The 14,189-nt window shown below is 61.4% G+C and carries 12 protein-coding genes; 5 read left to right on the top strand and 7 right to left on the bottom strand.

Annotated features, from left to right (window positions below):
- Window positions 1-14: 14 nt before the first annotated feature.
- From ACN0WV_RS06035 to ACN0WV_RS06020, 4 genes are all read right to left on the bottom strand, one after another.
- Window positions 15-3,416, bottom strand: coding sequence for an efflux RND transporter permease subunit (locus ACN0WV_RS06035; RefSeq protein WP_417604328.1), 3,402 nt, complete (start codon window positions 3,414-3,416; stop codon window positions 15-17).
- A 5-nt stretch (window positions 3,417-3,421) separates the two neighbouring features.
- Window positions 3,422-4,879 (bottom strand): efflux RND transporter periplasmic adaptor subunit, encoded by a 1,458-nt coding sequence (locus ACN0WV_RS06030; protein ID WP_417604326.1) that lies wholly within the window; start codon window positions 4,877-4,879, stop codon window positions 3,422-3,424.
- Window positions 4,880-5,158: 279 nt separating this feature from the next.
- On the bottom strand, window positions 5,159-5,701 hold the full coding sequence (gene moaB, locus ACN0WV_RS06025; RefSeq protein ID WP_417604324.1) for a molybdenum cofactor biosynthesis protein B: 543 nt from the start codon (window positions 5,699-5,701) through the stop codon (window positions 5,159-5,161).
- Window positions 5,698-6,489, bottom strand: a complete 792-nt coding sequence (locus ACN0WV_RS06020) for a uracil-DNA glycosylase (RefSeq protein ID WP_417604322.1) — start codon at window positions 6,487-6,489, stop codon at window positions 5,698-5,700. Before ACN0WV_RS06020 ends, moaB begins: the two co-directional genes overlap by 4 nt.
- 118 nt (window positions 6,490-6,607) lie before the next feature.
- On the opposite strand from ACN0WV_RS06020, the gene ACN0WV_RS06015 reads away from it, so the two are divergent.
- From ACN0WV_RS06015 to plsY, 4 genes are read left to right on the top strand one after another with little or no spacing between them, the layout of a single operon-like run.
- Entirely contained in the window at window positions 6,608-7,558 is a 951-nt protein-coding gene (locus ACN0WV_RS06015; RefSeq protein ID WP_417604320.1) for an aspartate carbamoyltransferase catalytic subunit, read from the top strand.
- The gene (locus ACN0WV_RS06010; protein WP_417604318.1) at window positions 7,555-8,136 is read left to right on the top strand and encodes a hypothetical protein; all 582 of its coding nucleotides are present in this window, start codon (window positions 7,555-7,557) and stop codon (window positions 8,134-8,136) included. Before ACN0WV_RS06015 ends, ACN0WV_RS06010 begins: the two co-directional genes overlap by 4 nt.
- Before the next feature lie 49 nt (window positions 8,137-8,185).
- Window positions 8,186-9,478 carry a dihydroorotase gene (pyrC, locus tag ACN0WV_RS06005; protein ID WP_417604316.1) on the top strand — a complete coding sequence of 431 codons (1,293 nt, stop codon included), beginning with the start codon at window positions 8,186-8,188 and terminating at the stop codon, window positions 9,476-9,478.
- Window positions 9,478-10,098 carry a glycerol-3-phosphate 1-O-acyltransferase PlsY gene (plsY, locus tag ACN0WV_RS06000; protein ID WP_417604314.1) on the top strand — a complete coding sequence of 207 codons (621 nt, stop codon included), beginning with the start codon at window positions 9,478-9,480 and terminating at the stop codon, window positions 10,096-10,098. The genes pyrC and plsY overlap by 1 nt, the downstream gene beginning before the upstream one ends.
- Here the strand turns inward: plsY and ACN0WV_RS05995 are convergent.
- Window positions 10,095-10,694 carry a 2-hydroxychromene-2-carboxylate isomerase gene (locus tag ACN0WV_RS05995; RefSeq protein WP_417604312.1) on the bottom strand — a complete coding sequence of 200 codons (600 nt, stop codon included), beginning with the start codon at window positions 10,692-10,694 and terminating at the stop codon, window positions 10,095-10,097. The two genes, plsY and ACN0WV_RS05995, sit on opposite strands and share 4 nt — an antisense overlap.
- A 108-nt stretch (window positions 10,695-10,802) precedes the next feature.
- Here ACN0WV_RS05995 and ACN0WV_RS05990 point away from each other — a divergent pair, with 108 nt between their 5' ends.
- Window positions 10,803-11,819, top strand: coding sequence for a ribose-phosphate pyrophosphokinase (locus ACN0WV_RS05990; RefSeq protein WP_417604310.1), 1,017 nt, complete (start codon window positions 10,803-10,805; stop codon window positions 11,817-11,819).
- A gap of 210 nt (window positions 11,820-12,029) precedes the next feature.
- Here ACN0WV_RS05990 and ACN0WV_RS05985 read toward each other — a convergent pair whose 3' ends face one another.
- Together ACN0WV_RS05985 and atpD are read right to left on the bottom strand one after the other, a co-directional pair.
- Complete coding sequence (locus ACN0WV_RS05985) at window positions 12,030-12,464, bottom strand: F0F1 ATP synthase subunit epsilon (RefSeq protein ID WP_084351846.1); 435 nt, start codon at window positions 12,462-12,464, stop codon at window positions 12,030-12,032.
- A 50-nt stretch (window positions 12,465-12,514) separates the two neighbouring features.
- The gene (gene atpD / locus ACN0WV_RS05980; RefSeq protein WP_084351844.1) at window positions 12,515-13,939 is read right to left on the bottom strand and encodes a F0F1 ATP synthase subunit beta; all 1,425 of its coding nucleotides are present in this window, start codon (window positions 13,937-13,939) and stop codon (window positions 12,515-12,517) included.
- Window positions 13,940-14,189 lie beyond the last annotated feature (250 nt).

Below are 14,189 nucleotides of genomic sequence, written 5' to 3'. Positions count from 1 at the left end.
GCTGCCAATTCCAGTCAAACAACCCGTCTGCGGTCTGGGCGAGACAGTATCCAGACAACGACGCTTAGCACATAGATCGACAGCACCAATGCGGCGCTGCCCGCGACAAACAGTGCAAGCGCGGTCGTCAGCGGTGCAACCCCTGCCAGCATCGGCAGCGCGGCAAGAAACACGGGCAGCAGCGCGCCGGTCAGCACGACATAGCCCAGCGTCGCCACCAGCCAACAAAGCACCGCCAGCAGCGCCGCGCCTATGCCCAGTCGCACGTCAGAGCGGCGAAAGCGCAGCGCGGTCTTCAGCGCCGCCATTTGCCGCGACACGTCATGCTGCATCGCGATCAGCGAGGGCACGACCAAAAGCACCAGCAGCATGCCGAACCCTAGCCCGTAGACCAACGTGATCACCGTGGGTTTCAGAAATTGCGCATCGGCAGAGCGTTCATAAAGCAACGGCGCCAGTCCCAGCACAGTCGTCGCCGTGGTCAGCATCACCGGGCGCAATCTGTCCGCCGCGCCGTCAATGATCGAGGGCACTAGGCCACGATCTTCGGCGTATTCGTCAATCGTCGTCACCAGCACGATGGAATCGTTGATGATGATACCTGTCATCCCCAGCAGACCCACGACCGAGAACATGCTCAGCGGCACATCCCATAACGCATGGCCGTAAATCGTACCGACAAGGCCAAATGGTATGATCGCCATGACCACCAGTGGCCGGGTCCAACTGGCAAAAACCCAGGCCAGCACGACATAGATGCCCAACAGCACAAGAATCAGCCCGGTCCGCGCATCATTCAGGAACCGGTCTTCCTGTTCGGACAGGCCGGACAAATGCCATTCAACCTGCTGTTCCGCCGCAATCTTGGGCAGGATGTCCTGCTCCAGCAACAGACTGATCTCTTCCGCGCGCGCCGGATCATCCTCGGATATATCGCCAGTGACCGAGATCAACCGTACGCCGTTCTCGCGCCTTACGGTGGAAAATCCCGTGCTGCGCGTCACACTGACAATATCGGCAAGCGGCACATATTCGCCTGCGGGCGTGCGCATCCGGGTGCGTTCCAGAAAATCCGCCGTCAATTCACCATCCGGCAATTCCACCCGGATCGCCGCACTGCGCGGCCCGTCCGGATAGGTCGCGGCCTCGATCCCGCCCAGACGGTTGCGCAGCACGCGGCCCAACGCGTCGATGGTGAAGCCAAGCGCCTGCCCCTGTGCCGTCAGCTCCAGGATCAGCTCTTCCTTGTCATAGGCCAGATTGTCCTCGACCGCCGAAACCTCGGGAAATTGCAGTAGCGCAGATTTCAGCGCCTCAGAGGCCTGTTTCAGCGTCTCTGCGCTGGCACCGGAAAACTGCACATCCAATGCATCACCGCCCGGCCCGGACCGCCCGCCGCGAAAGCTGACCGTCTCGGCCAGCGGGTGCATTTGTACGGCGTCCTGAAGTTCTCCGACAAAGGCGAAGGACGAATAGGGGCGCAAGTCAGCCTCGATCAGTTCAATGGAAATGCCGCCCAGTTGATCGGCATCCTTTGTGTCGGTGCCAGACAATCCGCGCCCGGCATTCCCACCAATCTCTGCGATGACATAATCCAATGGGTTAAGACCGTAACGCTCCTCGTAATCTTTGGCCAATGCCTCGGTCGCGCGTTGCATCTCGCGCATCATTTCCAGCGTGTCGGCGCGCGTCGCCCCCGGTGCCATGGCGAAATTTCCGGTGACAGAGGCCTGCTCGGGCGAGTTGAAGAACCGCCATTGCACATCGCCGCGCACCAGCAAGGCCACCTGGCTTGCCAGCAGCGCAATCGTCATCGCAAACACCACATAGCGGGCCTTGACGACACCTGCGATCAGTTGCCGGAACAGGTTTTCACGCACCCAGCGAAAACCCCGGTTTACCACCCGTGAAGGCAGGTCATACCAATGCTCTTTGGCGGAATGCGCCAGAGCGTGGCTCATATGGTTGGGCAGGATCAGAAAACATTCCACCAGTGACGCCAGCAGCACAACAATCACCGTAAACGGAATGTCAGAGATCAGATCGCCAAAGCGCCCGCCCACCGCCACCAGCCCGAAAAAGGCAATCACGGTGGTCAGCGTGGCCGAAAACACCGGCAAAGCCATCCGGCGCGCGGCAGTTTCAGCCGCCTCAACCGGTGTCATGTTCTGGCGTGACAGATGGTCGGCATGTTCGCCCACGACAATCGCGTCGTCCACCACGATGCCCAGCGTAATAATCAGCGCGAATAGCGAGATCATGTTGATGGTGATCCCGAACAGGAACATCAGCGCAATCGCCGCCAGCATCGAGGTGGGAATGCCCAGCGCCACCCAAAACGCGGTCCGCGCGTTCAGGAACAAAAACAGCAAAAGCAGCACCAGCCCCAAGCCCGTCGCGCCATTGTAGAGCAGTATTTTCAAGCGCCCCGTGATCGCCTCGGCACGGGTGCGGATCAGGTCGATGCTGACCCCTGCTGGCAGGGTCGCCTGCATGTCGCGCGCCACCGCTTCAACAGTGCGCTGGATGCCGATCGCATCCCCCTTGTCGGACCGGTCAACACGGACGGACAGAGCCGGATTTTCACCCACGAAATAGCTGCGTTGTCGGTCGATCCCCTCTACGCGGATCAGCGCCACATCCCCGACGGTCAGGTTCGACCCGCCGGGATTTGACCGCAAGATGATGTCCGCGATCTGATCGGCAGAGCGCTTTTCCACCCCGGTGCGCACCCGCGCATTGGCCCCGCCTACATCGCCTGCGGGGTCGGCATCGACCTCCTCGGCAATTGCGGCGGCAATCTCGGCCATTGTCACGTCATGGGCGATCAGGTTGGCGCTTGGCACCTCTATCACTGTTTCGGGTGCGGCCAGACCGCGAATCGTCGTGCGGGTAACGCCTTGGGTGAACAGGTGCGCGACCAGCTCGTCCGCGAACCGTCCCAGTTGATCGACACCCACAGGCCCGGTGATCACAAGATCCGTGACCCTGTCGCGCCATGTTCCGCGACGCACTTCGGGATCATCGGCATCCTCGGGCAGCGTGCTGACGGCATCGACGGCAGACTGCACATCGTCCGCCGCGCGGCTCATGTCCCAACCGGGTTCAAACTCCAGCCGGACGCTGGCGGATCCTTCCCGCGAGGTGGAGTCACTGCTCTCGACCCCCTCAACCGCCATCAGAGCAGGTTCCAGAAGCTGCACGATGGCCCCGTCCACATCGGACGCGCCGGCCCCGTCCCAGCGAACAGAGACCGAGACACTATCAAGAACCACATCCGGGAAGAACTGCGCCCGCATGCGTGGCAATGCCATCAAGCCTGCCGCAATCAGCAACACCAACAGCAGGTTCGCCATGGTCCGGTGGCGGGTGAAATAGGACAGGATACCACCGGCACCGTCTGGAATGGCTCGCATACGCCCTATCCTCCGATCCGCGATTCAAGGCGCTGCACCGTTGCGGCGGGCACTCTGGTCTCTTCAAGCAGCGACAAAAGCTGCGCCTTGGCTTCGGCAGGCATCCGTTTGTTGGCCTCGACAAAGGCCACCAGCCGCGCCCGGCGATCTTCGGTCAATTCCAAAAGTTCCGGCTCCGCGGGAGGGGTCACACCACCCGGCTGTAGCGTCCGCACCTTGATCCCGGCCCCCAGCAAAGGTGTCCGTTCTGCCACAACGCTGCGTCCAGCCAGCCCTTCGCCCCGCACCAGCACCTCGTCGCCCTGACGCCGCAGCAAACTGACCGGCAGGCTCGTCAACCGCGCGTCCTGATCCAGAACCAGCACTTCCGACCCGGCATTCAGGGCCGAGGCAGGAAGGCGCGCGATGCGTTCCAGCGGCGGCTCGACAATTTCAACAGTGACAAAATCGCCGGGTTTGAAACCGGCAGCCTCCTCCAGACGCGCAAATAGCAACCGGCCGGTCTGTCCCTCGCCCACGGACGCCCCCTCCCGGTTCAGCATGCCCTGCGCCGTCAGGTTTGTACCGAAAAGGTCCAGCGTCACTGTCACCGGCGCATCCCGCAAACGGCCCGCATCGTCCAACAGGCGCGCGTATTGCTGCGTCGAAACCCGGAATGCCACCTCCAACGAGTCAGGATCAAGCAACTCAGCCACCTGTTCATTGATCGAGACAAGTCGCCCTTCGACGACGCTGACAGCGCTTAACATCCCTGAGAACCCGGCCCGCACTTCGGTATCTGCCAGCCGCCGCTCGGCCTCCGCCAGGGCAATCTCGGTGCGCGCCAAAGTGGTAGCTGCCTGATCAACGCGGGCCTTTGCCTGCGCCACCGCCTGGCGTCGCGCCAACACCGCCTGCCGCGCAGACGAGGCTGTTAGCTCGGCCTCTTCCACTGCCGCGGCCGTGCCAACCCCACGCTCCACCAAATCCTGTTGTCGCGCAGCAGCGCGGTTGCGCAGTTCTGCCTGCTCTTCGGCAGCGGCCTGCTCGTCACGCGCCAGAACCAACGCTCGTGCCGCCTCGCGCCCTTCGGCCTCGGCATCCAGAATATCGCTCTTGACCCGATCGACCGCCGCCTGCGCATCTGCGGGATCAATCCGCGCCAGCAATTGCCCGGCCTCGACACGCCCGCCCTCGACAAAGGCTGGGTCCAGTTCGTGAAGCGCCCCGCTGGCAGCAGCCCGTATTTCCAAAGTCCGACGGCTCTGAACCTCGCCATAGGATTGCAGAACAGGCGAAAGCGTTTCCTCTTCCGCCACAACCACATTTACCGCAAAAATCCGCTCCCGCGCCTCAACCGCGCGCGGCGCGCGTCCTACACGATCCTCGACCGCCTCACGCACGGTCTGACCTGCATAGACCAGAAAACCCAGTGTCAAAGCCAGTAGGAACAAGCCAGTCAGGCTTTTTCTCAGAAATCGCATCGCCGCCACATACTCCAAACGGATGGCTGCGCCACCACTGCCCAAGTCTACCCGGCCCGGATACCATGCCAAGCCACAAGACTGTTACGCGTCAACCAGGCATTTCCGTCACAAAGTCTCCGGACCACGGCGTTTTTCTATCGTAATTCTGCCACGACATGCTCATTGGCCATTCTCATCGGCACAAATACTCCGGGGAGCGCGAGGGGCTGGCCCCTCGGTCCCCACCTCTCAACTGGAAAATGCTGTTCTCACCAGATCATCCGGGGCAGCCTAAAGCTACTTCCGCCGCAGATGTTCATCCAAGCGGGGCATGATCTCGACAAAGTTGCAGGGCCGGTGACGATAATCGAGCTGGAATACCAGGATCTCGTCCCAAGCATCCTTGCAGGCCCCCGGGCTCCCCGGCAGGGCGAAAAGATAGGTGCCCTGTGCAACGCCTCCCGTGGCGCGGCTTTGCACGGCACTCGTCCCGATCTTCTTCATCGAGACGATGGTGAACACGGTCCCGAACGCCTCGATCTCTTTTTCATAGACGTCGCGATGCGCCTCCACAGTCACGTCGCGTCCCGTCAACCCCGTACCACCGGTCGAAATTACGACATCCACCTCCGGATCAGCGCACCACTCACGCAGCTGTGCGGCAATCGCGTCTCGCTCATCGCGGATGATCTTACGGTAGGCCAAGGCGTGCCCGGCCGCTTCAATCCGCGCCACCAAGGCGTCGCCGGACCTGTCGTCGGCAAGCGCCCTGCTGTCGCTGACGGTCAGCACGGCGATTCGCACCGGCACAAATGGTTTGTCTTCGTCAATCTTACTCATGTCCGCCCCTTCAGCCGAGCATTCACCTCTAGCAGATCAGCCCATGTCTCGCGTTTGGCAGCCGGGTTGCGCAACAGGTAAGCGGGGTGAAACATCGGCATTACCGGTTTGCCGAATGCCTCGGCCCAGCCCCCCCGCAAGCGGGTAATGCCACGCCGTCCCAGCAGTGCCTGACACGAGATATTGCCCACCGCGACCAGAACCTGGGGTTGCGCCAGCGCGATGTGCCGCTCCAGAAACGGTAGCATCATCGCAATCTCTTCGGCCTCCGGGTCTCGATTACGCGGTGGCCGCCACGGGATGACGTTGGTGATATAAACCGCGTCTGCGACCTGAGCAGCGCCACGGTCCAAGCCGATCGCGCCCACCATCCTATCCAGCAACTGTCCGGCCCGTCCGACAAAAGGTTTGCCCTGCAAATCTTCATCGCGCCCGGGTGACTCCCCGACGATCATCACCCGTGCGCCGGGGACCCCGTCTGAAAACACCAGCTGGCGCGCGCCCAGTTTCAGCTCGCAATGCGGGAACGCGTCCATGGCTGCGCGCAACGCGTCCAGGCTATCGGCAGCGCCTGCGGCAGATCGCGCTTCTGCCACAGCGTCAACCCGCGGCGTCGCGGGAACGCCCACGGGGCCTGCGGCAACGTTTGGCTTCGCAACCTCAGCCTTTGGGGTCGCGGCAACCTCATAGCGGTTGACCGGCGTGTCGCCCACCGCGTCTGTCGCGCCCAGTTCGACCTGCCATTCCAGCAGTGCCCGCGCTCTATGCCAATCCATCGCCGAATCCATGCGCTCACCCTACTGCCGTGTTCGCGCGGGGGGAAGGTGCGGCACCGGCTCGATGCAGCCCTTGCCGCCCGGTGCCCCACTTCCTATAAGCGCCACAGTTACGGCAGGGAGCCCGCCCATGCGCTTTTCACACAAGCATCTCCTGGGAATAGAACCGCTCGCCCCGCATGAGATCACCATGATCCTCGACTTGGCAGAGCGGTATGTCGACCTTAATCGCGGCCACGCAAAACATGACGACGCGCTGGCGGGTCTGACCCAGATCAACATGTTCTTCGAAAATTCCACCCGGACGCAGGCGAGTTTTGAGCTGGCGGGGATGCGGCTTGGCGCAGATGTGATGAACATGTCCATGCAGGCGTCGTCCATCAAGAAGGGCGAAACGCTGATCGACACAGCGCTGACGCTGAACGCCATGCATCCCGACCTTCTGGTGGTGCGCCATCCGCATTCGGGCGCGGTGGATCTGCTGGCGCAAAAGGTCAACTGCGCGGTTCTGAATGCGGGTGACGGACGCCATGAACACCCGACGCAAGCGCTGTTGGACGCGCTGACCATCCGGCGCGCCAAGGGCCGGTTGCACCGGCTGAGCGTGGCCATCTGCGGCGATATTGCCCATAGCCGCGTTGCACGGTCAAACATTCTGCTGCTGGGCAAGATGGAAAACCGGGTAAAACTGATCGGCCCGCCCACGCTGATGCCCGCAGGCATCGCGGAGTTCGGTGTAGAGGTCTATCAGGACATGGCCGAAGGCCTGCAAGACGTCGACGTCGTGATGATGCTGCGCCTTCAGAAAGAGCGCATGGATGGCGGTTTCATCCCGTCGGAGCGCGAATATTACCACCGCTACGGGCTGGACGCCCAAAAACTGGCCCATGCCAAACCGGACGCTATTGTCATGCATCCGGGCCCGATGAATCGCGGGGTCGAGATTGACGGCACCATCGCCGACGACATCAACCGTTCGGTCATTCAGGAACAGGTCGAAATGGGCGTGGCGGTGCGCATGGCCGCAATGGACATACTGGCCCGCAATCTGCGCGCCACCCCGCAAGAGGTAATGGCATGAGTGACCGTTTCGACATTCCCGCGCATGAGGCAGAGGTTGTCCGCGTATTCCTGATCGACCTGCCGGAGGAAGGGCAGCGACAGACCTTTCTGGATGATAGCGAAGGAACATGGGGGCCGATCACGGCGCTCAACCCCACGTCCGAAGGCGAACCATTTACCGGCATGGATCGCAGCTACATGGATGTGGTCAATCCGGACGACCTTGATGAAGTGGGTCTTGGCGGGTTGCTGACCGAAGGCTATGGCATCGCCGAGGCCGAGGTCGCACCGCTGCGCGCGCGTCTGGACGCGATCCGCGACAGCGTGCTGATCGTCAGTTCCAAGGCATTCGCCGGCACAGCGGTGACGGTCGAACCACGCGCGCCGCTGAGATGGGTCGCGACGCTTCGCCAGGAACCCGCGCGCGGGACGATGGAGCAACTTCATGTCGAATCCGCTGTAGGTCAGGTCACCGCCGACGAGGCCGCCGAACCGGTCAAACCCGCCCTGCCGATGGTCTTGAAGCTCACACTTGTGCTGATGGCGGTTGCCGTGCTCGTCGCCATTGTGCTGGGCGTTTCAGGAGCTGGCGAATGACTGCGGATCGTGATGCCGACCGGCCCAATTCTTGGTTGGAATGCAGGATATGACAACACTTCTGTGCAATGCCCGGCTGATTGATCCGGAAGCCGGGACAGACTGCCTTGGTGCCGTGCTGCTCGACGGGGCAAAAATCAGCGCCGTCCTGACCGATGTTTCCGAAATCGAGGGTGCCAAGGCGCGCGCCGCGCAGACCCTCGACTGCGGCGGAAAATGCTTGGCTCCCGGCATTGTCGATCTGGGTGTCAAGGTTTGCGAACCGGGCGAACGCCACAAGGAGAGCTTTGGCTCTGCCGGATTGGCGGCTGCGGCGGGCGGTGTGACCACGATCATCACTCGGCCAGACACTCTGCCCGCGATCGACACGCCCGAGACGCTGGAATTCATCCGCCGCCGCGCCAACGAGGCCGCGCCCGTCCACGTCCTGCCGATGGCCGCGCTGACCAAAGGCCGTCAGGGCCGCGAAATGACCGAAATCGGGTTCCTGCTGGATGCTGGTGCGGTGGCGTTTTCCGATTGTGACCATGTGGTGCGCGACACCAAGGTGCTGTCGCGGGCGTTGACCTATGCGCGCAGCCTTGGGGCGCTTGTCGTGGGCCACCCGCAGGAACCAACACTATCCGCAGGTGCTGCGGTGACATCCGGCAAATTCGCGTCACTGCGCGGGTTGCCAGCGGTTTCACCGATGGCCGAGCGCATGGGGATAGACCGTGATATTGCCCTGCTGGAAATGACCGGGGCGCGCTATCACGCCGACCAGATCACCACCGCCCGCGCCCTGCCCGCCCTGGAACGGGCGCGGAAAAATGGGTTGGACATCACCGCCGGCGCGTCGATTCACCATCTGACGCTGAACGAGTTGGACGTGGCCGACTACCGTACCTTCTTCAAGCTGAAGCCGCCATTGCGGTCTGAAGATGACCGGCTGGCCGTGGTCGAGGCGCTGGCATCCGGCCTGATTGATACGCTGAGTTCTATGCACACCCCTCAGGACGAAGAAAGCAAACGCCTGCCTTATGAAGAGGCTGCCTCTGGCGCGGTCGGGTTGGAAACGCTGCTGCCTGCCGCGCTGCGCCTTGTCCATGCAGGTCACCTTGACCTGCCCGCACTGTTCCGCGCGCTGTCGCTTAACCCGGCAAAACGGTTGGGGCTGCCCTGTGGTCGACTGAGCAAAGGCGCACCCGCCGATCTGGTGCTGTTCGACCCCGACACACCATTCATCATGGACCGCTACACGTTGCGATCCAAGTCGCGCAACACGCCCTTTGACGGTCAAAGGATGCAAGGTCGGATTCTGGCAACCTATGTCAGCGGGCAACAGGTCTACGGGAGAGAGTGATGCCAGTCATCGAACATTCATCCGCGATTCTCGTGGCTTGGGCGGTCATCGGCTATCTTCTGGGGTCTGTGCCGTTTGGCATGGTCATCACCCGCGCCATGAACCTTGGCAATCTGCGCGAAATCGGCTCTGGCAATATCGGCGCGACCAACGTGCTGCGCACCGGCAACAAGGGCGCGGCGCTTGCGACATTGCTGCTGGATGGCGCGAAAGGCGCGGTTGCGGTGCTGATTGCCCGCTTGCTGGCGGGTGAAGATGCGGCCCAGATCGCAGGGCTTGCCGCCTTTGTCGGTCATTGCTGGCCGGTATGGCTGGGCTTTCGCGGCGGCAAGGGCGTGGCGACATTCCTCGGCCTGATGCTGGCGCTCGCCTGGCCAGTCGGGCTGGCCTGCTGTGCGACATGGGCCGCCGCATTCGCCGCGACGCGCATATCCTCAGCAGGCGCTTTGACCGCCGCGGCAAGCACCGCCCTGTGGGTCTTGATCCTTGGCCCGTTCCGCATCTTTGTACTGGCACTCATCCTGACCGGGCTGGTGTTTCTGCGTCACAGCGCCAACATCGTCCGGCTGCGCGCCGGGACAGAACCCAAGGTCGGTCAGAAGAAAACGCCTGAACGCTAAAGCTTCCCCGCCAGATGCAGGTCCAGATCACCAATCCGGTCCTGCCCCCAGAAACGCTGGTCGGTATCAGTGATGTAGAACGGTGCGCCAAACACACCACGGCTCACCGCCTCTTCGAGGTTGGCCGCATAGGTTTCCGCCCCGGTCAGCAACCCCGCATCGGCGAGCGACGGATCGAACCCGGCTTTTTCCAGACAGTCGCGGATCACGTCATCCTGTGCGATGTCACGGTCCTCTGCCCAACAGGCGCGCAGGAACGAATGCACCAATGCCCCCAGATCACCACCACCCGCATTCTGCGCCGCGATGATGGCATAGCCGGAAGGCGCGGCATTGGTTGGCCAATGCGCAGGTTTGATGTTCAGCGGCATGCCCAGTTTCCTGGCCTGACGAACGATCTCCTGTACCCGCCACTCCTGACGCGAAACGTGCCGCTGCATCGGCGGCGTGCCACCCGTCCGCCCGAACGCCGTGATCAGGTCGAACGGTTTGTAGGTGATGGTCGCCCCATGTTTTTGCGCCACCTCTTCCAGACGCAAGCCTGCAAGATAGGAATAGGGCGAAAGCGTGGTGAAGAAGTAATCGATATGAGCCATTTGGTCCCTCTGACGCCGGAGCAGCTTTGCGGCACGGTAACCGCGTGTTAAGCGGTGCGCAATCTCTCGATTCTCATGTCACAGATCTGCGCGGAGCCCTCCAGACACATGCCCTCGATCATCGAACCCAAGCTTATTTCCGGCAATGCCAACCTGCCACTGGCCACTTCAATCGCACGGCGCATGTCGATGCACCGTGGCATGAATATCGGCCTCGTGGATGCACGAGTCGAACGGTTCAACGATCAGGAAATCTTTGTCGAAGTCTACGAGAACGTCCGTGGCGAGGATATGTTCATCATCCAGCCGACATCGAACCCCGCCAATGACAACCTGATGGAACTGTTGATCATGTCGGACGCGTTGCGCAGGTCGAGTGCGGCGCGCATCACGGCGGTGATCCCGTATTTTGGCTATGCGCGGCAGGATCGCAGATCCAAGGCCCGCACGCCGATCTCTGCCAAGCTGGTCGCGAACATGATCGTCGAATCCGGGATCGAGCGGGTCTTGACGATGGATCTGCACGCGGCACAGATTCAGGGGTTCTTCGACATTCCCGTCGACAACCTCTATGCCAGCCCGATATTTGCACTGGATATCCTCCACCAGTTCAAGGACCAGTTGGGCGACGTCATGGTGGTGTCTCCGGATGTTGGTGGTGTGGCACGGGCTCGTGAATTGGCCAAGCGGATCAATGCGCCGCTGGCAATCGTCGACAAGCGCCGCGAAAAGCCGGGCGAAATCGCGGAAATGACTGTGATCGGCGATGTCAGCGGCAAGAAATGCATCATCGTGGATGATATTTGCGACACGGCCGGCACGTTGTGCAAAGCGGCCGAAGTGCTGATGGAGCACGGCGCAACCGAAGTGCATTCCTACATCACCCACGGCGTGCTGTCCGGTCCGGCGGTAGAGCGGATCACCAATTCGGTGATGAAATCCCTCGTCGTCACGGATTCGATTCACGCCCCCGAGCCGGTCAAAAATGCACCCAATATCCGCATCGTCCCGACCGCGCCGATGTTTGCCCAGGCGATCCTGAACATCTGGAACGGCACCTCGGTTTCGTCCCTGTTCGAGACAGAGACCCTGACGCCGATCTATGAGGGCATGTACTACGCCTGAGACGGCGCTCTGGTCGATCAGGATCGGATCTGGAAGATTTCCCTTTGCCCTCGCGTGTTTGCGGCGGGCAAAGGGCTGACTGCTGGGATCATTGTAGGCCGATTCCCTGAAACACGGGCAGGAACCGCAACTTCCAGCCACGATTGCCACATAGAATAAGGGGCACCGCTTTCGCGATGCCCCTTGTTTTGTATGGTTTATTGCGGCGGGTCAGAGCGACGGTTGTTTCGTCGACAGTCCGATCTTGCCGCCGATCGCGACCATGTCGTGCAGCAGTTTCACCGCGTCATCAACCGGGCCAGGCTCGTTCTTGAACACTTCCTTGGCCTTGCCATAGGCTTCGTGCGCCTCGTCAACCAGTGCCTCATATGTGGCTTGGTCAACGTCAGTGCGATGCATCGCTTTCTCGGCCAGGACGGTCACGCCCTCACCCAGTTCGGCAAACCCGCCGGTCACGATGTATTCTTCGGCACCCTTTTCAGTCTCGACACGCAAGATGCCGGGGCGCAGCGTGGTCAGCGTCGGTGCATGGTTCGGCAGAGCCGTCAGGTCACCTTCAGCGCCCGGAATCTCTACCGATAGCACGGGGCCCGACATCAGGCTGCGTTCCGGGCTTACCAGATTGAATTGCATAGTTTCAGCCATTTGGGCCTCCTGTCAGGCGCGGGGGGCAAGCCCCCCGCAAGCTCTAGCGATTAGGCGGCGTCTGCGGCCATGCGCTCTGCCTTGGCCTTCACCTCGTCGATGCCGCCAACCATGTAGAACGCACCTTCGGGAAGGTGATCGTACTCACCAGCAACGACGGCCTTGAACGACGCAATGGTTTCTTCCAGCGGAACCTGAACACCGTCAGAGCCGGTGAACACTTTCGCCACGTCGAACGGCTGCGACAGGAAGCGCTGAAGTTTCCGCGCACGGGCTACGGTCAGCTTGTCCTCTTCGCTCAACTCGTCCATCCCGAGGATCGCGATGATGTCTTGCAGCGATTTGTAGCGCTGAAGGATCTGCTGAACGTCGGTCGCCACCTTGTAATGCTCCTCGCCAAGCACGGCCGGGTCAAGCAGACGCGAGGTCGAATCGAGCGGGTCAACCGCCGGGTAGATCCCGAGTTCCGAGATCGCACGCGACAGAACGGTTGTCGCGTCGAGGTGCGCAAACGAAGTTGCAGGCGCGGGGTCGGTAAGGTCATCCGCGGGAACGTAAACGGCCTGAACCGATGTAATCGAACCGGCTTTGGTCGATGCGATACGTTCCTGCATGGCGCCCATGTCGGTTGCCAGTGTCGGCTGATAGCCCACAGCGGAAGGAATACGACCAAGCAGGGCCGAAACCTCGGAACCCGCCTGCGTGAAGCGGAAGATGTTGTCGACGAAGAACAGAACGTCCGAACCGGATTCGTCACGGAACTGCTCGGCCAGGGTCAGACCCGACAGGGCGATCCGCATACGCGCACCGGGAGGCTCGTTCATCTGGCCGTAAACCAGCGAAATCTTCGATTCCGACAGGTTGTCGGGCACGATAACGCCGGATTCGATCATCTCGTGATACAGGTCGTTGCCCTCACGCGTCCGCTCGCCCACGCCGGCGAAAACCGACAGGCCAGAGTGCACTTTGGCGATGTTGTTGATCAGTTCCATGATGAGAACCGTCTTGCCCACGCCGGCACCGCCGAACAGACCAATCTTACCACCCTTGGTGTAGGGGGCCAGCAGGTCGATCACCTTGATGCCTGTCACCAGGATCTCGGTCTCGGTCGACTGCTCGGAAAAGGCCGGTGCTTCGCCGTGAATCGCGCGGGTGCCGGTGGATTCAACCGGACCCTTTTCGTCAACCGGATCACCGGTAACGTTCAGAATGCGGCCCAGTGTCCCGGTGCCAACAGGCATCTGGATCTGCCCGTCGGTGTCAGTCACTTCCTGACCGCGCACCAGACCTTCGGTCGCGTCCATCGCGATGGTCCGGACGGTGTTTTCACCAAGGTGCTGTGCAACTTCCAGAACCAGTTTCTTGCCGTTGTTGTCGGTGGTCAATGCGTTCAGGATCTGCGGCAGATGATCGCCGAACTGCACGTCGACAACGGCGCCGATCACCTGGGTGATTTTGCCTTTTGCGTTTGCCATGTTTCGTCTCCGGTTATTTTCAGTCCGTGACCGAACAGAAATCTTCATATTTGGAAAGCGCAGACATACGGTTGCGCCGTGTGTTTTCGTTCAAGGTCCGGTCACTGCTGAGCCGTATCCGGGCCTCCCTTAACTGTGTTTGCTGCCACTCGGTGTCGAGGTCTAGCGTATAATCGCATTCTACCGACGTGAGATAGCTGACATAGGATCTTGCTGACTCCGCCTTCAGACCACCGTGCTTACTCGCCCA

Origin of the sequence: Primorskyibacter flagellatus, assembly GCF_048268605.1 — a bacterium.
GTDB classification, from domain to species: Bacteria; Pseudomonadota; Alphaproteobacteria; order Rhodobacterales; family Rhodobacteraceae; genus Primorskyibacter; species Primorskyibacter flagellatus.
Note: the sequence above shows the minus strand (reverse complement) of the source record. Positions and strands in the feature narration are given on the sequence as shown.

Bases quoted from the DNA above. Each gene is read 5' to 3' on its own strand.
- ACN0WV_RS06035 (WP_417604328.1), bottom strand. From the start codon at position 3,416: ATGCGAGCCATTCCAGACGGTGCCGGTGGTATCCTGTCCTATTTCACC.
- ACN0WV_RS06030 (WP_417604326.1), bottom strand. From the start codon at position 4,879: ATGCGATTTCTGAGAAAAAGCCTGACTGGCTTGTTCCTACTGGCTTTG.
- moaB (WP_417604324.1), bottom strand. From the start codon at position 5,701: ATGAGTAAGATTGACGAAGACAAACCATTTGTGCCGGTGCGAATCGCC.
- ACN0WV_RS06020 (WP_417604322.1), bottom strand. From the start codon at position 6,489: ATGGATTCGGCGATGGATTGGCATAGAGCGCGGGCACTGCTGGAATGG.
- ACN0WV_RS06015 (WP_417604320.1), top strand. From the start codon at position 6,608: ATGCGCTTTTCACACAAGCATCTCCTGGGAATAGAACCGCTCGCCCCG.
- ACN0WV_RS06010 (WP_417604318.1), top strand. From the start codon at position 7,555: ATGAGTGACCGTTTCGACATTCCCGCGCATGAGGCAGAGGTTGTCCGC.
- pyrC (WP_417604316.1), top strand. From the start codon at position 8,186: ATGACAACACTTCTGTGCAATGCCCGGCTGATTGATCCGGAAGCCGGG.
- plsY (WP_417604314.1), top strand. From the start codon at position 9,478: ATGCCAGTCATCGAACATTCATCCGCGATTCTCGTGGCTTGGGCGGTC.
- ACN0WV_RS05995 (WP_417604312.1), bottom strand. From the start codon at position 10,694: ATGGCTCATATCGATTACTTCTTCACCACGCTTTCGCCCTATTCCTAT.
- ACN0WV_RS05990 (WP_417604310.1), top strand. From the start codon at position 10,803: ATGCCCTCGATCATCGAACCCAAGCTTATTTCCGGCAATGCCAACCTG.
- ACN0WV_RS05985 (WP_084351846.1), bottom strand. From the start codon at position 12,464: ATGGCTGAAACTATGCAATTCAATCTGGTAAGCCCGGAACGCAGCCTG.
- atpD (WP_084351844.1), bottom strand. From the start codon at position 13,939: ATGGCAAACGCAAAAGGCAAAATCACCCAGGTGATCGGCGCCGTTGTC.